22 protein-coding genes are annotated in these 18,954 nt (G+C 63.5%); 6 read left to right on the top strand and 16 right to left on the bottom strand.

Going from position 1 to position 18,954, the window contains the following annotated elements; translation table 11 throughout:
• A partial coding sequence (locus FHS84_RS21605) for a hypothetical protein (protein ID WP_208393966.1) occupies positions 1 to 278 on the top strand: 278 nt, incomplete at its 5' end.
• A 34-nt stretch (positions 279 to 312) separates the two neighbouring features.
• Positions 313 to 651: a hypothetical protein gene (locus FHS84_RS18705; protein WP_166937064.1), complete on the top strand. Its 339-nt coding sequence runs from the start codon at positions 313 to 315 to the stop codon at positions 649 to 651.
• Between the two features lie 131 nt (positions 652 to 782).
• Here FHS84_RS18705 and FHS84_RS18710 read toward each other — a convergent pair whose 3' ends face one another.
• Together FHS84_RS18710 and FHS84_RS18715 are read right to left on the bottom strand one after the other, a co-directional pair.
• Positions 783 to 1,067, bottom strand: coding sequence for a hypothetical protein (locus FHS84_RS18710; RefSeq protein WP_166937065.1), 285 nt, complete (start codon positions 1,065 to 1,067; stop codon positions 783 to 785).
• A gap of 127 nt (positions 1,068 to 1,194) precedes the next feature.
• Positions 1,195 to 2,100, bottom strand: coding sequence for a patatin-like phospholipase family protein (locus tag FHS84_RS18715; RefSeq protein WP_166937066.1), 906 nt, complete (start codon positions 2,098 to 2,100; stop codon positions 1,195 to 1,197).
• A gap of 137 nt (positions 2,101 to 2,237) precedes the next feature.
• Between FHS84_RS18715 and FHS84_RS18720 the strand changes: the two genes are divergently transcribed.
• Positions 2,238 to 2,681, top strand: a complete 444-nt coding sequence (locus tag FHS84_RS18720; protein ID WP_166937067.1) for an SRPBCC family protein — start codon at positions 2,238 to 2,240, stop codon at positions 2,679 to 2,681.
• Positions 2,682 to 2,685: 4 nt separating this feature from the next.
• On the opposite strand, the gene FHS84_RS18725 is transcribed toward FHS84_RS18720, so the two are convergent.
• From FHS84_RS18725 to FHS84_RS18755, 7 genes are all read right to left on the bottom strand, one after another.
• Positions 2,686 to 3,054, bottom strand: coding sequence for a DUF1428 domain-containing protein (locus tag FHS84_RS18725; protein WP_166937068.1), 369 nt, complete (start codon positions 3,052 to 3,054; stop codon positions 2,686 to 2,688).
• A gap of 113 nt (positions 3,055 to 3,167) precedes the next feature.
• Positions 3,168 to 3,968, bottom strand: coding sequence for an outer membrane beta-barrel protein (locus tag FHS84_RS18730; RefSeq protein WP_166937069.1), 801 nt, complete (start codon positions 3,966 to 3,968; stop codon positions 3,168 to 3,170).
• A 248-nt stretch (positions 3,969 to 4,216) separates the two neighbouring features.
• The gene (locus FHS84_RS18735) at positions 4,217 to 4,564 is read right to left on the bottom strand and encodes an arsenate reductase (RefSeq protein ID WP_166937070.1); all 348 of its coding nucleotides are present in this window, start codon (positions 4,562 to 4,564) and stop codon (positions 4,217 to 4,219) included.
• 10 nt (positions 4,565 to 4,574) lie between these two features.
• A complete protein-coding gene (locus FHS84_RS18740) occupies positions 4,575 to 6,449 on the bottom strand; it encodes a CocE/NonD family hydrolase (RefSeq protein WP_166937071.1) in 1,875 nt (624 codons plus the stop codon).
• A gap of 42 nt (positions 6,450 to 6,491) precedes the next feature.
• Positions 6,492 to 7,013, bottom strand: coding sequence for a 2'-5' RNA ligase family protein (locus tag FHS84_RS18745; RefSeq protein WP_166937072.1), 522 nt, complete (start codon positions 7,011 to 7,013; stop codon positions 6,492 to 6,494).
• Positions 7,014 to 7,161: 148 nt separating this feature from the next.
• On the bottom strand, positions 7,162 to 7,482 hold the full coding sequence (locus FHS84_RS18750) for a hypothetical protein (RefSeq protein ID WP_166937073.1): 321 nt from the start codon (positions 7,480 to 7,482) through the stop codon (positions 7,162 to 7,164).
• 132 nt (positions 7,483 to 7,614) lie between these two features.
• Positions 7,615 to 7,815, bottom strand: coding sequence for a response regulator transcription factor (locus tag FHS84_RS18755; protein WP_425061569.1), 201 nt, complete (start codon positions 7,813 to 7,815; stop codon positions 7,615 to 7,617).
• A gap of 378 nt (positions 7,816 to 8,193) precedes the next feature.
• Between FHS84_RS18755 and FHS84_RS18760 the strand changes: the two genes are divergently transcribed.
• Positions 8,194 to 9,504: an MFS transporter gene (locus FHS84_RS18760; RefSeq protein ID WP_208393968.1), complete on the top strand. Its 1,311-nt coding sequence runs from the start codon at positions 8,194 to 8,196 to the stop codon at positions 9,502 to 9,504.
• Between the two features lie 9 nt (positions 9,505 to 9,513).
• Here the strand turns inward: FHS84_RS18760 and FHS84_RS18765 are convergent, their stop codons facing one another.
• From FHS84_RS18765 to FHS84_RS18775, 4 genes are read right to left on the bottom strand one after another with little or no spacing between them, the layout of a single operon-like run.
• Positions 9,514 to 10,257, bottom strand: a complete 744-nt coding sequence (locus FHS84_RS18765; RefSeq protein WP_166937074.1) for a glucose 1-dehydrogenase — start codon at positions 10,255 to 10,257, stop codon at positions 9,514 to 9,516.
• Positions 10,254 to 11,150, bottom strand: coding sequence for a 2-hydroxy-3-oxopropionate reductase (gene garR, locus FHS84_RS21610; protein WP_208393969.1), 897 nt, complete (start codon positions 11,148 to 11,150; stop codon positions 10,254 to 10,256). Before garR ends, FHS84_RS18765 begins: the two co-directional genes overlap by 4 nt.
• Before the next feature lie 3 nt (positions 11,151 to 11,153).
• Positions 11,154 to 12,092 (bottom strand): transketolase family protein, encoded by a 939-nt coding sequence (locus tag FHS84_RS21615; protein ID WP_208393970.1) that lies wholly within the window; start codon positions 12,090 to 12,092, stop codon positions 11,154 to 11,156.
• Positions 12,089 to 12,928 carry a transketolase gene (locus FHS84_RS18775; protein ID WP_166937075.1) on the bottom strand — a complete coding sequence of 280 codons (840 nt, stop codon included), beginning with the start codon at positions 12,926 to 12,928 and terminating at the stop codon, positions 12,089 to 12,091. Before FHS84_RS18775 ends, FHS84_RS21615 begins: the two co-directional genes overlap by 4 nt.
• 243 nt (positions 12,929 to 13,171) lie before the next feature.
• On the opposite strand from FHS84_RS18775, the gene FHS84_RS18780 reads away from it, so the two are divergent.
• Positions 13,172 to 14,440 (top strand): glycerate kinase type-2 family protein, encoded by a 1,269-nt coding sequence (locus tag FHS84_RS18780; RefSeq protein ID WP_166937076.1) that lies wholly within the window; start codon positions 13,172 to 13,174, stop codon positions 14,438 to 14,440.
• A gap of 105 nt (positions 14,441 to 14,545) precedes the next feature.
• Here the strand turns inward: FHS84_RS18780 and FHS84_RS18785 are convergent, their stop codons facing one another.
• Positions 14,546 to 15,088: a flavin reductase family protein gene (locus FHS84_RS18785; protein WP_166937077.1), complete on the bottom strand. Its 543-nt coding sequence runs from the start codon at positions 15,086 to 15,088 to the stop codon at positions 14,546 to 14,548.
• Between the two features lie 85 nt (positions 15,089 to 15,173).
• Entirely contained in the window at positions 15,174 to 15,917 is a 744-nt protein-coding gene (locus tag FHS84_RS18790) for an SDR family NAD(P)-dependent oxidoreductase (RefSeq protein ID WP_166937078.1), read from the bottom strand.
• A 152-nt stretch (positions 15,918 to 16,069) separates the two neighbouring features.
• Here FHS84_RS18790 and FHS84_RS18795 point away from each other — a divergent pair, with 152 nt between their 5' ends.
• Entirely contained in the window at positions 16,070 to 16,771 is a 702-nt protein-coding gene (locus FHS84_RS18795; RefSeq protein ID WP_166937079.1) for a glutathione S-transferase, read from the top strand.
• A gap of 5 nt (positions 16,772 to 16,776) precedes the next feature.
• Here the strand turns inward: FHS84_RS18795 and FHS84_RS18800 are convergent, their stop codons facing one another.
• Entirely contained in the window at positions 16,777 to 18,939 is a 2,163-nt protein-coding gene (locus tag FHS84_RS18800) for a glycoside hydrolase family 3 N-terminal domain-containing protein (RefSeq protein ID WP_425061570.1), read from the bottom strand.
• Positions 18,940 to 18,954 lie beyond the last annotated feature (15 nt).

The following is an 18,954-nucleotide window of genomic DNA, read 5'->3' on the forward strand; positions in this document are numbered from 1 at the left end:
ATGGCGGCGTGAAGGTAAACGGCGCTCGAACTGCAACTTCACAAGATCGTCAGGCCGGAAAAGACGCGCTCAGTGTCGAGTTTTTCCACAAAATCCGCCATAACGCGACATTCCCGCATCCTGACGCTCTCGGCTTTTCAACAGCACAAACTGCGCGCTATCTTAACAGTAGTGATCATTCGGGGCGTGGTCGTGTCTTCCATTTCGCCATATGCAGGCTGCATCATCGCAGCAGCTCTGTCGGTAATGCTCAGTGGCATGCCCGCGTACGGCTCTAACCTAAAGGGCTACAGCATCTCTCCGAGGGTTAAGATGACGGACAACGAGCGAATCGTTGGCCTAACAATCACGCTTACAAATGGCACGTTCAGTTCGTTCAACGGCATTCCAGAGGGCTGGTATTTCCGCATAGACAACAGCACTCACGCACAGGAGGCGTTGTCTGGCGAGGTGTCGGTAGGCGCCGGTGCGTTGTACCGCAAGGAACTGCAAAACGTATGGATCTGCGCTCGTGCCAGCGATCGGGCGAACGCTAAGTTCGCAGTGTCCGGTGAGCTTTGGATTACTACGGATTTCGTGAAGACACGGAAGCTCAAGTTGACCCAGGTTGACTTTGCGTCCCGACCTTGTGCGGCGCTACCGCACGAGTAGTGTGCAAACCATCCCAGGCGAACGGCGGCAACTGGCGGCAAACCGCCGCTCGGCCAATGTCTGGAATCGGTCTGGGATCGGAACTAGCCGCTTGGGCCGGAACGCGCCAGGAACGGTCATTCGCGAGCACTTCAACTCGTGCCCACGGTACAATTGCCTGCGGCTCCCGTCGCGGCGTCCACATTGACCATGATTGCAAACGTTTTTCCGCTCTTGTCGCCGCCCCACCAAACGCGCCACACACCAGCACTGTATTTTGCATGGAGTTCTTTGCGCGGAGGTGGTCCAGCCATGCATTCGGCCACGCCGATGCGAATGGCGGTTTCCTCGTCGCGAACAACAGCCCCTGTACCCGGTCCGTTTGCACAACCCGCTACCAGCGCCCCGGCGGCCATTGCCACAACGACCTTCTTCATCGCTGCCCCCTAATCTTCCTCACAGTGTAGCGGACAGTTGGAACGGCGACTATTGGCGCATTTCGGAAGTAGGCGATCCGTTGGGAATGTCTGCTTTCGAGACAGCATCGGACACGCGTAAATGGGGTCAGAGGAATGTCAGGCGCGCCGCTTCCCGTTTGCCTTGGGCGAAACCGGCGCGGGCGGCGGGGATGCGGGTCGCAAGATCCATCTGGTTGGTGCCCATCGCGGTGCGGGTCTCGGCGTCCGGCGTGATCACTTCGACGCGGCTGCCGTGTTGGCGTAACGCTTCGACCTGACTTGCCAAGTCCGTCCCCCATGCCGGATCGCGGCGCAGGCCCTCGAACTGGCCCGGCGGTCTCGGCCCGCCGAGCGGCGACAGCACCACAACGTTGGCATAGCCCGCCGCGAGGTCCGCATTCTCAGGTGAGCGGACACCGCCGTCGATATAGCGCGTGCCGCCAATGTCGTGCGTGGGAGCCAGACCGGGCAGCGCGCAACTCGCGGCGACCGCATCCACCACATCGACGCCGGACTCGCGGTTGAACGCCACCAACACGCCGGTATGCGCATCGACGGCTGTCACGAGCATCGCCTTCTCCGGCCATTCATGACGCGGCAATCGGGAGGCGACCGTCGCGCGGCGCAACTCCGCTGCGGGCGCGAGGACGGCATCGCACTCCAACCCGAACGCGCCCATCGCCCGTTGCAGGTCTACCGCCGACACGGCTGCGGCGCCGATCTCCCGCATCCGCGCGAACACCGTCGTCATCGGCACGGACGGCTGCGGCGCCCGGCTCTGTCCGCCGGGCGGAGCCGGTGGCGAAAGCACCGAGGCCAACAATTCCTTCGCCGGTATGCCGCTCAATATCTGCGCGGCGGCGGTGGCGCCGGCCGACGTGCCGATCACCAGATCGGCGATCTGCGCCATATCGAGACCGGCATCGGCCAAGCCGGCGACGATACCGATCAGCCATGCATTGCCGACAGCACCGCCGCCGCCGAGAACCAGTGCAAGATGTTTGCGAGCCATCGCCGCACTATTCCAGTCCGCCGACGCGTCCGTCCATCCCATTTTATTCGGGAACCAAATCTCCTGTCGCGCGTTCCGGCGTCATCCACCCTTCGCGTCTCCGAGACGGCGCCATCCCCAAAAAACAGGGAGAGATCATGCCCAGCACCATCCGTCTGCATCGCGTGCTCGCCACCAAGCCGGAAAAAGTCTATCGCGCGTTTCTCGAACCGGATGCGCTCGCCAAATGGCTGCCGCCGAACGGATTTGTTTGCAGCGTCCATCAGTTCGAAGGAAAGGTCGGCGGCACCTTCAAGATGTCGTTCCGGAACTTCACCACCAGCCAGAGCCACGCGTTCGGCGGCACATACGTCGAACTCGTGCCCCACGAACGGATCGTCTACACCGACGCGTTCGACGATCCCCACCTGCCCGGCGAAATGCGCGTGACGGTGACGCTGAAGCCGGTTTCGGTCGGCACCGAGGTCAGCATCGTGCAGGACGGCGTGCCCGACGTCATTCCGGCGGAAGCCTGCTATCTCGGCTGGCAGGACTCGCTGCGCAATCTGGCCAAGCTGGTCGAGCCCGACATCCAGCAGTGAGGCGCTATTTCTCCAGCCGCACCACCGGCTGGAAGCCGCCGAAGATCATGCGCTTGCCGTCGAAGCAGGGCGGATGCTTGGCGGGATCGAAGCGTTCGTCGGTCTGCATCATCTCGTGCAGCTTGGCCATGCCGGCGTCGCGCGCGGCTTTGTCGGGCCATTCGACCCAGGAGAAGACGATGCTCTCGTCCGGCGTCGCCTGCACCGCGCGGCGGAAATCGGTGAGCTTGCCGTCGGGCACGTCTTCGCCCCAGCATTCGAGAATGCGCAGCGCGCCGAGTTCCATGAACACCGCATCGATGGCATTGGCTTGCTCTACGAACGTGTCCTTGGCGGCGGTAGGCACGGCGATGACGAAACCGTCGACGAACATGGGTCTCTCCTGTCCCGGATTTCTCCGGTAACGCCGCCAAGCCGGAAAGGTTGCCAAAAAAACGGCCGCACCCCGGAAGGATGCGGCCGCCAATACGTCAAATGCCGAAGCCTTTAGTGGCTGGGCGCTGTGAAGTCGTAGTTCAACGCGTTGACCGGCAGCTTCACGCTGCGCGCGTCGAGCGGGCCGTTGCGATCGTATTCCACCAGCGAATTGCCTTCGCCCAGGTGCCAGGTCAGACGCACCATGAGGCCGTTGCTGTAATAGCGGCGGCCGTAATAGTTGGTGTTGTTGTAGGTGTAGGCGGCCGACAGCGACACCGGAACCTCGGCGAACGGCATGTATTCCGGCCCGATCTCGACATTGGTCCAGTGCAGTCCGCCCAGCGTGGCGTAGGAAAGATCGGCCTTCGCCGCGAGCTGCGGCAGGATGTAGTAGTTGACGCCGGCGCCGAGATAGCCGCCGTCCTTCGAGAAGCCGTCGTAGCCGCCGCTGATGCCGCCGCCGCGCACGCGCACGGTCAGATTGTCGGCCGCATACCATTCGCCGAACACGCCGTAGGTGCCGTAGTTCGAACCGGTGCCCAGCACCTGCTGCGCATGGTAATCGCCGTTGGCGCCCAACGCGAAGTTACGGTCGCGCCAGGTGAGCGCGCCGCCCGACGTCCAGGTATCGCGCGGGGTATGCTGCGAACGGACTTCGGAATAGTCGACCAGACCCTGCACGTTCAGTTTGGTGCCGGGAATGGCGTAATTGGCCTGACCGCCGAAGTTATAGGCATCGTATCCGGTCCCCCGCACATCGGAATAATCGTAGCCCCCGGTAAGCGTGCCGCTGAATCCCGACCAGTCCGTCGCATTGGCGGAGGTGGCAAGAACGGCAGCGGTCCCCAACAAGAGCATCGTAAAGCGCATAATGTACTCCATGACGAATTGAAACTGCGCTTTACATAGGAAGCATCAAGCCCTCCCGCCACATACGAGATTTTCATAATGTATTTCGATGTATTTCGACGGCCACGAAAAAGGCGCGACGGCCACAAATCCGACAGACGCTGACCAATCTCGCCACATTAACGCGGCCGTCGGACGCAGACCTGTTGCGTGATCGTCACTACACGGACAAATTCCGCGGGAAACGCCGCAACGGCCTTACCGCGATGTCATCGTCCGAACAGCGCCGCGTAACGTTCGGGCTTGAATCCGATCTCGATCGCACTGCCGGTTTCGAGGATCGGGCGCTTGATCATCGACGGATTACCGAGCATCAGCGCGATCGCCTTGGTCTGATTGAGGCCGGTCTTGGAATCATCGGGCAGCTTGCGGAAGGTCGGGCCGGCGCGGTTCAGCACCGTTTCCCACCCCATCGCGCGGCACCACTCGGTCAGTTGCGCCTTGGTCGGCGGCACCTTCTTGTAGTCGTGAAAGTCGTAGGCGATGGCGTTCCCGTCGAGCCAGGCGAACGCCTTCTTCATCGTGTCGCAGTTCTTGATGCCGTGAATCGTGACCATGGTGCGCTTCCTATTTGACCGGCAACAAGACCGCCGACGGGCCGTATTCTATCGTGATCGTCGCTTTCTTGAAGTCCGACGGCTTGGCGAAGAAGACGTTCGGCACGAAAGTCTGCGGATTGCGGTCGTAGAGCGGGAACAGGCTCGACTGGATTTGCACCATGATGCGATGGCCGCGCTTGAAGGTGTAGTTCATCGTCGGCAGCCGGAACTTGATCTCCGCCGTCTCGCCCGGCTTGAAGGCTTGCGGATGCGCGAAGCCGCCCCGGTACCGGCCGCGGAAAATGTCCTGGCTGACCGGAAGCTGATAGCCGCCAAGCTCCGGCTGTTCGGCATAGCTCGGCGGATAGACGTCGATGACCTTCACCACCACGTCGGCGTCAGTGCCGGTGGTCTTGAGGAAAATGTCGGCGAACGGCGCGCCTTCGACCTTGACGTCGTCGCTCAGCACCGGCGTCTGATAGACGAGCACGTCGGGACGGGTGGCGACGGGACGCTGATCCTCGACAAGCCACGTCGTCCAGCGGGCGTGATTGTCGAAATCGACCGGCGGGGTCAGGAACGGCACCGGCTTGGCGGGATCGGACACATACGAATCTTCGCCGCCCGCGGGCTTGTCGAAACCGAGCGCGAAACCGGGCTTGAGATAAAGCGGCCTCACCGCCTGTTTTTCCGCCACCGGCCAGTCGGCGAAGGTTTCCCAGCGCTTTTCCGCGGCATTGAACAGCATCGCTTCCGGCAGCGGCGGCGCGGCGCGATCCTTCAGATGCGCATTGAAGAACGGCAGCAGCACGTTCTTGCGGAAATCGGCGGAGGTGTCGCCGTTCCACTTCAAGGGCCCGAGCGTCTCGCCGGTGCGATTGATCTGGCTGTGATACCACGGCCCCATCACCAGATGATTGTTGGCGCCGTGGCCGGAGCGCTTCAGCGCCTCCCAGGTCGTGATGGCGCCGTACATGTCCTCCTGGTCCCATAAGCCCTGCAGCCAGATGGTCGGCACGTTGGACGGATGGGCCGCAACCAGCTTGTCGAGCGCCTGCAATTGCCAGAACGCATCGTAAGCGGGATGGGCGGCGACGCGGTTCCACCACGGCAACTGCTTGAAGCCGTAGATTTCGGCATAGGCGCCCGCGGAGCCGGCATCGAGATAACCCAGGTAATCGTCGCTGCCCTCGCGCGGAATGGATTCGCCGCGGCCGCGAGCCGTGGTCTGGCCGAGATAATAGTCGAGACTGTTCTGGCGGAAGGCGCCGTAATGGAACCAGTCGTCGCCCATCCAGCCGTCGATCATCGGGCTTTCCGGCACCGCCGCCTTGAGCGCGGGATGCGGCGCCAGAAGCGCCATGGTCACCGCCCAGCCGTCATAGGACGAACCGATCATGCCGACGCGGCCGTTCGATTGCTTGATGTTCTTGGTGAGCCAATCGATGGTGTCCCAGGCATCGGTGGTGTCGTCGGTCTTCGACGGATTGAGCGGCCCCATCGGCGGACGCGTCATCACATAGGCGCCGTTAGAGCCGTGCTTGCCGCGAATGTCCTGGATCGCGATGATGTAGCCGTCGTCGATGAACTCGCGGAACGCGCCGCGCGCCGCATCGCGCATATGCGGCTTGTCGTCGACAAACCCGCCCGCATTGTAGGGCGTGCGCTCCAGAATGATCGGCAGCCCTTTCGCGTTTTTCGGGATCAGGATGACCGTGTTCAGCTTCACCCCGTCGCGCATCGGGATCATCACGACACGTTTTTCGTAGTCGTAGCCCGGATGCGGAGCGACGAACTTGCCGGTGACGTCGGAGCCGGCCTGCACCATGTCGGGCGTGACGGGCGCAGAAATTGCCGGGGCGGCAAGAATAGCGGTGAAGGCAAGAACAACGGAGCGGCGCATCGGTGCCTCGGAAAGTGAGCGGAGCAAGCTTAAGGGACGTTTTCAGGCGGATAAACCGCGATTGGTCGCGGCGCCCTCACGTCGTCGTGATACGGAATTCAAAGGCCAGCGCCGCAGCACCGAGAACGCCCCGGTTTGCTCGCCGCGCAGGAGCGCCAGACCGGTGACGCGGATCTTGACCGGCTTGATCGCTTCCGGCGGCATCCGCGCAAGACCATACGCAAGCGGTAGAAAAGGTGCCGCCTCCTCCGCCTTGAGACCGTTCTGCACAAGAGCGGTGCGCAAATTCTCCTGCACGGCCGCCAGCGCCGGATCGCGGCTCGTCAGCGCCAGAACCCGGCGCTCGGGCGTCGTCACCGTTCCCACCGCATCGAACCGCAATGTCAGCCCGGCCGCCGCAACCGCCTGCCCCGCCAGCTTGGCGCCGTAGAGCACCGGGTCCTTGCACGCGTAAAGACGCTGCAACGCGACGATCGGCTTGACGCGTACCGCCTCGACCCCGTTGGCGATCAGGAAGCGATCGAGAAACTCGGTCAGCACGAACGAGGCCGTCTCGTCGGGCATCAAGGCAAAAAACAACCGCTCCGGTTTGCGCGCCCGCGCCGGAGGCCGACAGAAATCGAATGCCGCTTGAACTGACACGCCGCCCAACTCGAGTCTTGATCCGGCCGAACTAGAACAAATCGGGAACTATTTTTCAAGAGGGAGGCGTTCAATCCTTCGCCATCGAGCGGATGACCTTCAGTTTGTCATCCGAGAGGCCAGCAAGCGCCTTCTCCTCCAAACAGCCATTGCGAAGCGACCATGCAAACACCAGTGGGAGCTTGGAGTAGCTGTAGATAAATATGGAACTGATTTCCCATCGCCGGTCGCCCAGATAGTTCTGCAAATCCCACATTTCCGACGGCGACGCGGCGGCCTGCGCCTTCTGCTTGAACTCGGTCATGACCTTGTTGAGAGCGGCGTGCAACGCGGCGTCATAAGCGGACCGCGCGATCTTCTTTTCTGCGGCAGACCATTTTAGCTGAAACATCGTGGTGCGCCTTCCACAGGACAAACCGCGCGAGCACTGTACCGGTAAATTATCGCGTTCGGAACTTCACGAAATCGCAGGCTTGCGGCCTTCGACCCGTGCATCGCCGGCGTTGGCGCGAGCGGCCTATCTCTATGCGGACGGCTTGGTGTGCATCGCCTGCGCCGCCAGCGCGACCTGGGTGCGATTGCGGACGTTCATCTTGCGCATGATCGTCGTCATGTGCGCCTTGACCGTGGCTTCGGCAATTCCGAGGTCGTAAGCGATCTGCTTGTTGATCCGGCCGGCGCGAACGCCGTCGATGATCTTCCACTGCAGGGGCGACAGAACCAGCGATGCTGCGTGGCAACCGCAGGCGTCATCGCCTGCTTCCGCAACGATCTGGTTGTCCACGAACCACCTCCCGGCGTGCCGGCACGCGCGTTTCAGGCCGCTAAAGGCCGGGAATAGCTTAGCAAGATTGGTCCGGTTGCTTCAAGTGGTACCGGTACCATTTTGCCGGGTGCTGGAGTTTCCGAAACGGTCCGGTCAGGCCTGCCGTTCCAATTCCGGTATAATCCGTATACGGATCACACCCGCAGCGCATCGGAAAATCAGGACACACCTTCCGGGACGGAATGCCGACTTTGGTAGCATCGACACGATTGTTTCTATCACAGACCATTGATGCCGTTCGCGGCAGCGCGTTCGCTTGCCTGGGAGCAGATCGCAATGCCGGCCCTGAAAATGCGGCAAGACCAAGCCGCGGAAAGCGACACGATCCAGGATGCGGCGACGGTTCCGTCGGCGCGCTGGTGGCGCATCATTCCCGCCGCCATCCTGGTCTACATCTTCTCGTTCATGGACCGCACCAATATCAGCTTCGCCATGGCGGGCGGCATGAACGAAGCCCTCAACATGACCGCGGCGCTGTCGGGACTGGCGGCCGGCATCTTCTTCATCGGTTATGTCGTGCCGCAAATTCCCGCCGGCCATTTCGCCGAACACGGCAATGCCAAGCAGTTCATCGGCCTGTCGATCCTCGTCTGGGGCGGGCTGTCGATCCTGTGCGGTTTCGTGCGCAGCCCGACGGAACTGTTGATCGTGCGTTTTCTCACCGGCGTCGCCGAAGGCGGCGTGTGGCCGGCGATGCTGGTCATCATCAGCCACTGGTTTCCCAACGAGGAGCGCGGCCGCGCCAACGCGTTTTTCATCATGAACATCGCCATCGCCTCGATCCTCACCGGACCGTTGTCGGGATGGATGATCGCCTGCTGCGGCTGGCGCTGGGTGTTCATCGGCGAAGGCGCGCTGACCCTGCTCTTGATCCTCATCTGGTATCCCTTGATCGCCAACCGGCCGGACCAAGCCAAATGGCTTTCTGCCGCCGAGCGCGACTGGATCGTCGCCCGCCTCAAGGCCGAACAAGCGGAGTTCAAGGGCAAATCCCGCATTTCCTATCGCGCGGCCCTGGCCGACGCCAATCTGTGGAAGCTGGTGCTGCTCTACTTCTGCTATCAAGTCGGCATCTACGGCTTCGCGATGTGGCTGCCGACGCTGCTGAAAGTTCTGACCAACAGCGGCATGGCCGGCATCGGCTGGCTGTCCACCCTGCCCTATGTCGTGATGGTGGCCGGGCTCTACACCTTCGGGCGCCTGTCCGACCGCAGCGGCAACCGCCGCCGCTACATCGCGCTGCCGATCCTCGGATTTGCGGTGTGTTTCCTGGTGTCGACGCTGTTCACGGTCGATATCTGGCTGTCGTACACGTTCCTGGTGGCGTGCGGCTTCTTCATGCAATCGGCCTCCAGCGTGTTCTGGACGGTGCCGCCGCTGATCTTTCCGGCGGAAGTGGCGGGCGGCGTGCGCGGCGTCATCAACGCGCTCGGCAATCTCGGCGGCTTCATCGGCCCGCTCGCGGTCGGCTGGCTGCGCGTGGTGTTCCACAATTACGATGCGGGCATCTATTTCCTGACCGCCTCGCTGGTAGCCGGGTTTCTCATCACGCTCACTTTGCCGAAATCGACCACGGGCAAACCGTGACGCGGCGGCTCAATCCGCCGTGGCGCCGCCGTCGATGGGGAGCGCGACGCCGTTGAGGAACGCCGCTTCGTCGCTGGCGAGATACGCCGCCGCATTGGCGACATCCGCCGACGTTGCCAGCCGTCCGAGCGGCACCTCGCCGAGGCGTTCGGCCCGGCGCTGCGGATCTTTCAGCATCTCGCGCACAAAAGCGGTTTCCACCGTCGAGGGATGCAGCGAGTTGCAGCGGATGCCGTCCTTGCCGTAGCGCACCGCAATCGACTTGGTCAGCAGCGTCAGCGCGCCTTTGGTGGTGGTGTAGGTCTCGTTGGTATAGGCGTGGCCGATCAGGCCGCACACCGACGACATGTTGAGGATGACGCCGCCGCCCGCCGCGCGCATCACCGGCAGGGCGTGCTTGATGCCGAGGAACGGCCCCTTCACGTTGACCGCCAGCATGGCGTCGAGCGACTCCACCGGCATCTCCTCGATGGCTTTGCGGACATTGATGCCGGCATTGTTGACCAGGATGTCGAGCTTGCCCGCCTGGGCAAGCACGGCGCCGATGGCATCCTTCCAAGCGGTTTCGCTGGTCACGTCGAGGCTGAGGAACGTGCCGCCGAGCGATGCCGCAGTGGCCTCGCCCTGATCCTTGACGACGTCGGCGATGAACACCGTGGCGCCTTCTTCGTGGAAGCGCGTTGCGATCGCGGCGCCGAGCCCACCGGCCGCACCGGTGATCAGCGCGACCTTGTCCGCGAGGCGGCCGCTCACGCGAGGCCTCCTTTGCGCACTTTGATGCCGGCCAGTTTCTCGTAGAACTGGATCAGGCCGCCGTGATCGTCGCCCGCTTTGCCGTCGACCTTCAGCGCTTGCAGGAATTCCATCACCTGGCTGGTCAGCGGAACCGGAACGCCGGTGGCGTGGGCGGTGTCGAGGGCGTTCTGCAGATCCTTGATGTGCAGCTCGATGCGGAAACCGGGCTTGTAGTTGCCGGTCAGCACCATCGGCGCTTTCGCGTTCAGCACCGTCGATCCGGCGAGGCCGCCCTTGATCGCGTCGAACACTTTTTCGGGATCGACGCCCGCTTTGGTGGCGAGCACGAAGGCTTCCGACATCGCCGCGATGTTGAGCGCCACGATGACCTGATTGGCGAGCTTGGTGACATTGCCGGCACCGATATCGCCGCACAGAACCGCGCTCGCGGCCATTTTGAGCAGAAGGTCCTTGACCTTGTCGAACACGGCCTGTTTGCCGCCGACCATCACCGACAACGTGCCGTCGATGGCTTTGGGCTCGCCGCCGGACACCGGCGCATCGAGCATTTCGATACCCTTCGCAGCGAGCGCTTCGGCGATTTCGCGGCTGGCGAGCGGAGCAATCGAACTCATGTCGACGACGATGGTGCCGGGCCCAGCGCCTTCGATGACGCCGTTCTCGCCCAGCACGGCCGCTTTCACATGCGGCGAGTTCGGCAGCATGGTGATGACGATCTCGCTTTGCGCAGCGACATCCTTGGGCGAGGTTCCCGCCTTGGCACCGGCTTCGACCAGCTCGGCCACGGGCGCGGCCACGACGTCGTAGACGACGAGGCTGTAGCCCGCCTTCAACAGATTCCTGGCCATGGGCTTGCCCATGATGCCGAGGCCGATGAAACCGATGGTCATGTCCTATGTCCTCTTCAGAAGCGCCTTGGCGGTCTTGACGACCGTCGCCGGGGTGAGACCGTAGCGCGCCATCAGGCCGTCATAGCCTTCCGCCGAAACGCCGAACGTGTCCGGCACGCCGACGAACTCCACCGGCGCGTGGGCGACGCTGCGCAGCGCCTCCATCACCGCCGAACCGAGTCCGCCGATCAGCGAATGCTCCTCCGCCGTCACGATGGCCTCGACGCCGGCGGCGTAACGGACGATGGCGTCGCGATCGAGCGGCTTGATGGTCGAGACATTGACGACCCGCGCCGAAATGCCTTCGGCTTCGAGCGTCTTGGCGGCTTCGAGGGCAATCGACACCATGACGCCGGCGGCAAAAATTGCGACATGACGGCCGTCGCGGAGCTGGGTCACCTTGCCGATATGATAAGGCTCGTCGGGCGGCGTGACGAACGGCAGGTCGTTGCGATTGATGCGGATGTAGACCGGCCCTTCCCAATCGAGCAGGCACTCCATCATCTTCTCGCATTCGATGGAATCGGCCGGACAGACCACCGACATATGCGGGATCGCCCGCATCAGCGCCACGTCTTCGATGCTCTGGTGGGTCTTGCCGTCGCCGAAATCGGACAGGCCCGCGCTGGAGCCGCAAATCCGCACATTGAGGTTCGGCACGCAGATCGAATTGCGCAACTGGTCGTAGGCGCGGCCGGTGGCGAAGATCGCGAACGTATGCACGAACGGAATCATCCCGGCGAGCGCCATGCCGGCGGCGGTCGAGGTCATGTCCTGCTCGGCGATGCCCATCTGGAAATAGCGATCGGGAAACTCGGCCTGGAACATCACCGATTGGGTCGATTTGCCGAGGTCCGCTTCCAGCGCCATGACGCGCCAGTCCTTGCGGCCGAGCCGGACCAGCGCTTCGCCGTAAGCGGTTCTCAAATTCACCGCGGTCATTGCAGTTTCCTCTTGGCTTCGGCGATTTCGGCGAGCGCCTGGTCGTATTGCGCCTGGGTCAGCGACGCGTTGTGGAAGGCGGAGGTGTTCTCGGCGAAGGAAATGCCCTTGCCCTTGACGGTCTCCGCGATCAGCACGGTGGGAATGCCTTTGGTGGTGGTCGCGGCATCGAGCGCATCGAGGACCGCCCCGACGTCGTGACCATCGACGCTGATCACGTTCCAGCCGAACGAACGCCACTTGTCCTCGAGATTGGGAATGTCGAAGACGTCCTTGGTGGCGCCGGTTGCCTGGAAGCGGTTGCGGTCGACGATGCCGGTGAGCGAATCCAGCTTGTAGCGCGCCGCCGCCATCGCCGCTTCCCAGATCTGGCCTTCAGCGATCTCGCCGTCGCCCATGACCACGTACACATGCGACGGGCTCTTGGCGTAGCGCAGCGCCAGCGCCATACCGACACCGATGGAGAGGCCCTGGCCGAGCGAACCGGTGACGGCCTCCATGCCCGGCGTCTTCATGTCGGGATGGCCTTGCAGCTTGCCCTTCAGCGTCTTGAGACCGCCGATGTCCTCGCGCGGGATGATGCCGAGTTCGATCAGCGCGGCGTACTGGATCGGAACGGTGTGGCCCTTGGAGAGCAGGAAGCGGTCCCGGTCGCGGTCGGTGTAATTCTTGGGATCGAACCGCATTTTGGAGAAGTACAGCGCCGCCGCAATCTCGGCCAGCGAGCACGAACCGCCGATGTGGCCCACCTTGCCGACGCCGATCATCGTGATGACGTCGGTGCGAAGATCGCAGGCGATCCTTTCGATCCGGCGGATTTCCTCAGGCGTCGCCATCCGGCTTCCTCCCGCACATGTTTTTCGAATCCATGGAAACCTCGCTCTCAGACAGGCCGGTAGAGGCGGCCGCGCACCCCCGATGATGTACCGATACCACCCCGCCGTGGTACCTAGACCAACGTCGATAAGGCCGTGCCGCCGCAGGCAAAACCGGGCTAGAATGTCCGCGATCGGCCGGACCAATGCAGCCAGTGGATATCGGTGTTTCGTCGTAACCGTTCAGGTCGGGAGAAAAATCTTATGCGTCCGCTCCTGCTTCTCCGCGCCCTGTTCGATGCCGCCGTCGCCGCGGCCCAGCCGGCGCTGTGCGTTCCCGCCAACCTGCCGCCGCGGCCCAAGGGCCGGTTGATCGTGATCGGCGCCGGAAAAGCTTCGGCCGCGATGGCCAAGGCGGTGGAAGATCATTGGGATGGCCCGCTCGAGGGTCTGGTGGTGACGCGCACCGGCTACGCCGTGCCCTGCACCCGGATCGAGATCGCCGAGGCCGCCCATCCGGTGCCGGACACGGCGGGGCTCAAGGCGGCGGAGCGCATCCTGGCGCTGGCGCGCTCGGCAGGACCTGACGACACCGTGCTGTGCCTCATTTCGGGCGGCGGATCGGCGCTGCTGCCGCTGCCTCTCGACGGCATCAGCCTGGAAGACAAGCAGCAGGTGAACCGCGCCCTCCTCGCGTCCGGCGCCACCATTACCGAGATCAATACGGTGCGGCGGCATTTGTCCGCGATCAAAGGCGGACGGCTGGCGGCGGCGGCGCATCCGGCGCGGATCTTGACGCTGCTGATTTCCGACGTGCCGAGCGACAATCCGGCCGACATCGCATCCGGTCCCACGGTCGGCGATCCAACGACGTGCGACGACGCCCGCGCCATCATCGACCGGTATGGGATCGAACTGCCGGCGAATGTCCGCGCCGCGCTGGAGCGCGACGATGCGGAATCGATCAAACCCGGCGATCCGCGGCTGGCCAATGCCGAAGCCCGGATCATCGCCGCGCCGCAAATGGCGCTGGAAGCGGCGGCCGAGGTGGCGCGCGGCGAAGGCCTGCCGGTGCATATCCTGGGCGATGCCATCGAAGGCGAAGCGCGCGACGTCGGCAAGGTGATGGCGGGCATCGCGGCGCAGGTGGCGTCGCGCTATCAGCCGTTTGTGCCGCCCTGCGTGCTGCTCTCCGGCGGCGAAACCACCGTGACGGTACGCGGCAAGGGACGCGGCGGACGCAATGTCGAATTCCTGTTGTCGCTGGCCATAGCGCTGGGCGGGCGGGAAGGCATCTGGGCGCTGGCGGGCGATACCGACGGCGTCGACGGCCTTGAAGAGATCGCCGGCGCGGTGGTGACGCCGACCACGCTGGCGCGCGCGCGCAAGGCCGGGATCAATCCACGCGATGCGCTCGCCAACAACGACGGCCACGGTTTCTTCGGCGCCCTCGGCGACTCGGTGGTGACCGGCCCGACACTGACCAACGTCAACGATTTCCGCGCGATTTTGGTTGAGCGCGAAGAAGGGTAAGGGCGCCGAAGGAAGAGCACTTTCCTCCCCCACGGTGTCGAAACCAGCGAGCCGCACAATGCTCAAAAAGCGGGGGAGGAAAGGAGTATCGGCTCCTGAAAGCGATCACACGCCGTCCGGCAACTTGGCGCGCATCATCCGCTTGCGGTCGAGGCGGCGGCCGTCGACGATAAACGTGCCGTCGCCGACGGCATGAAGCATTCGCTTCTCCTTGCGCGCGATGTCGATAGAGGCCGCAAGGCCTTGCAGCACGACGATGTTGTATGGCGTGACGATGTCGGCCACCCGGCACTCGATATTGGCAAGGCATTCCTTAATGAGAGGCACCTTGACCTTCTTGGCCTTCTCACGCGTCAACGCGAATTTCGCGAACTTGTCGGTGTCCGATCCCGAGCACATTCCGATGCCGACCACGGTATCGATCATGTCCACGGTGGGAATGGCGATCACGCATTCCTTGGTCCGGCGCAGCGCTTCGAAGGAGTAGTTCCACGGTCCGGTGGTGATCGCGAACGAGGCCGAGAAATCCAGCACCATGGTCCAGGTGATGGTCATGACATTGTCTTTGCGGCCGTCGTTGGTCGCGACCAGAACGACCGGCCCAGGCTCCATCAGCGTGAACGCCTTGCCGAGCGGCAGAGTTCTCATGGTCCGCCCCCATCAAATTCCGGCTTACATTATATACTCCGGGTTTCGGGAGACATGACACTTTCGCGTGCGAAGCCGGGCCCGGTTATTTCGGCGCCAAACGGATGGCGCCGTCGAGACGGATCACCTCGCCGTTCAGATACGCATTGGCGACGATGTGCCGGACCAGCGCCGCATATTCTTCGGCCTTGCCGAGGCGCGACGGGAACGGAACCATTTTGCCGAGCGAATCCTGGACCTCCGCCGGCATGGCTTGCAGCATCGGCGTTTCCATAATGCCCGGCGCAATCGTCATGACGCGGATGCCGGAACGCGCCAGTTCGCGCGCGACCGGCAAGGTCATCGCCACGATTCCGCCTTTGGACGCGGCATAGGCCGCCTGCCCGATCTGGCCCTCGAACGCAGCCACCGATGCGGTATTGACGATCACGCCGCGCTCGCCGTCCGCATTCGGATCGTTGCGGGCCATGATCTCGGCCGCGAGCCGCAGCATGTTGAACGAACCGACCAGATTGACGGAGATCGTCCGCACAAACGACGACAGCGCATGGGCACCGTTCTTGCCGACGACTTTTTCGGCCGGTGCGATTCCGGCACAGTTCACGAGTCCGCGCAAAGGCCCCATCGCTGCCGCAACCTCATAGGCCGCACGGGCGCCCTCTTCGCTCGCAACATCGGTGTGCACATAGCGGGCGCCATCCATGACAGCCGCCTGGTTGATGTCCGCGACCACGACCTTGCCGCCGTTGGCGACGATCATGCGCGCGGTGGCGGCGCCCAATCCGGAGGCGCCACCGGTCACCACAAACACGCCACCTGCGATTTCCATGTGCGTGGTCCTTCAAAAGCGCGGTCATGAGAGGCGGAGACCGATCGGGCGTCAACGGGCGCCGTTAGGGCATTGCGCGGCGCGCGGTGCATGACCGCTGCGACGGAACCGCAGCCCGGACGCGGCGTTACCGGCTGACACCGGAGGCTCTCATGTCCGATTACGATCTTTATTACTGGTCGGTGCCGTTTCGCGGCCAGTTCGTGCGCGCCGTTCTCAGCTTTGCCGGAAAGCGCTGGACCGAAGGCGGCGACGAAGCCATCGCCAGACTGATGGGCGGACCGGTGCGGGACATGCCGGTTCCCTTCATGGGGCCGCCGCTCTTGATCGACAAAAAGGCGCACGTCGCCATTTCGCAGATGCCGGCGGTCGTTCTTTACCTAGGCGAGACGCTCGGGCTGCTGCCGGACGATGCCGCCAGGCGCGCCATGACGATGAAGATCGTCTGCGATGCCAACGACGTGATCGACGAGATCACGCTCGACGGCGGCCGATTGATGTGGACGGAGAAGCGTTGGGACGAGTTCGTTCCGCGATTGAAGAAATGGATGTCGTTCTGGGAAGAGACCGGGCGACGCCACGGACTGACCGCGGACTCCGGATTTCTGCTCGGCGGCGAAACGCCGGGGATCGCCGATGTCGTCAGTGCCACGCTGTGGTCGACCATGACCGAGCGCTTCGAAACGCTGAAATTGCTGTTGGAAGAGACGGCACCGATGACGGCGGCATTGACGGCACGCATCGCCGCGCTGCCGCCGCTGGCCGAACTCGCCGCCAAAGCCCGCGAAGACTATGGCGACGCCTATTGCGGCGGCCAAATCGAAGCATCGCTGCGCAAGGTGCTGGACGCGTAGACGGTTCAGACCCGCTTCGGTTTGATGCCAATCCCCGGCAAGAGGCGGAATTGCGCGAACGTGCCGGCGGTCGAGGACGGCGCCACCCACACTTTGAAGAGTCCGGGTTCCGCTTCCCATTTCAAGGATGCATTGACGAACGCGAGATCGTGGCGCGACAGCGTGAACGTCACCGTCTTGCTTTCGCCGGGGGCGAGATCGATGTGCCGGATGCCTTTCAGAACACGAACAGGCTGCGTCAGGCTGGCGACGGTGTCGCAAATATAAAGCTGCGCCACTTCATGGATCGCCCGCTTGCCGGTGTTGGCGATCACGGCCGAAACGGTGACCGTGCCGTCCCAGGACAGCTCCGGCATATCGACGGCGGTGGCGCCGTAGGAAACGCTGCCGTAGGTGAGGCCGTAACCGAACGGATACAGCGCTTCATTGGTCACCTCGCGATAGCGCGACTTGAACGAGGCATCGTCCGATGTCTGGGCGCGGCCGGTCGGACCATGATCGTAGAAAAACGGCTCCTGGCCCGAGGCTTGCGGGAAGCTGACCGGCAAGCGGCCGGACGGGCTTGCATCGCCGAACAACAGATCGGCCATCGCATGACCGGTTTCGCTGCCGAGGAACCACGTCGCCATGATCGCATCGGCATTGCGCACCGCGCCGGTGAGCGCCAGCGCGCGGCCATGACGGAGCAGCACGACAACCGGCTTGCCGACGGCGGCGACGGCTTCGGCCAACGCCTGCTGCGGCGGCGGCACAACGATCTCCACCCGCGCCTGCGCTTCGCCGGACATATTGGCGCCCTCGCCGATCGCCAGCACGACGACGTCGGCCGATTTCGCCGCAGCAACCGCCGCGTCGATGCCGCCGGCCAGAGGCTCCTCGATGCCGCTGCCCGCAACGACCGTCAGCAAGGACGAATCGCTCAGCGCGGCACGCAAGCCTTGTTCGAGCGAAACCACTGCGGTGCGGTCGGGGAAGATGGTCCAGGGACCGAACAGATGATCGCGGTCGGCGCCGAACGGGCCGATCAACGCGATCTTCTTGCCCGACTTCGGCAGCGGCAGCAGCGATTTCTCGTTCTTCAGCAGCACCACCGAGCGGCGCGCGGATTCCCGCGCCAGCGCAACCGTTGCAGGCGTGCGGATATCGCGCTTTTCGCGTTCTTCATTCAACGAGCGGTACGGGTTCTCGAACAGCCCGAGCATCTTCTTGACGTACAGCACGCGCCGCACCGCTTCGTCGACCACCGCAACGTCGAGCGCACCGCTGCGCACCAGATCGGGCAGATACTTGTTGTAGAAGTCGCTCTGCATGCTGATATCGCAGCCGGCCGTGATGGCTTTGCGCGCCGCATCGGGACCGTCGGCGGCGTAGCCGTGCGCGATCAGTTCCTCGTCGGAGGTGTAATCGGAGACGACGAGGCCGCGGAATTTCCACTCGCCGCGCAGGATGTCGGTGAGCAAATGATGGTTGCCGGTCGAAGGCACGCCCGCGATGGTGTTGAACGAACTCATGGTCGACAGCGCGCCCGCCTCGAACGCGGCCTGGAACGGCGGCAAATGAACCTGGCGCAGCGTGGTCTCGGGAATGTCGACGTCGCTATATTCCATGCCGCCCATCACGCCGCCGTACGCCGCGAAGTGCTTGGGACAGGCGAGCACGGAATCGTCGTTCTTGAGACTCGAACCCTGGAAGCCGCGCACACGCGCCGCCGCCAGGAGACTGCCGAGATAGGTGTCTTCACCGGCCGCTTCGGCCACCCGGCCCCAGCGTTCGTCGCGGGCGATGTCCACCACCGGCGCGAAGGTCCAGTGGATGCCGAGTGCGCTCATCTCGACCGCCGACGCGCGCGCCGTGCGCATCGCCAGATCGGGATCGAAACTCGCCGCCTCGCCCAGCGGAATCGGGAACACCGTGCGCATGCCGTGAATGATGTCGCCGGCGAAAATCAGCGGAATGCCGAGCCGCGAACGTTCCACGGCCGTCTTCTGCAATTCGCGCCCGCCCGCCACGCCGATGCCGTTGAACAGCGCGGTAATGCGGCCCTTGGCGATCAGATCCAGCGTCTGTTCCCTGGTGACCGCATCGCTGGCGGGATTGATGCGCTGGTAATCGAAGCGCGTCTGGTCGGAATAGATGCTGAGCTGCCCGGCTTTTTCCTCCAGGGTCATCCGGCCGATCAGGTT

Origin of the sequence: Rhizomicrobium electricum, from assembly GCF_011762045.1 — a bacterium.
In the GTDB taxonomy this organism is placed as follows: domain Bacteria; phylum Pseudomonadota; class Alphaproteobacteria; order Micropepsales; family Micropepsaceae; genus Rhizomicrobium; species Rhizomicrobium electricum.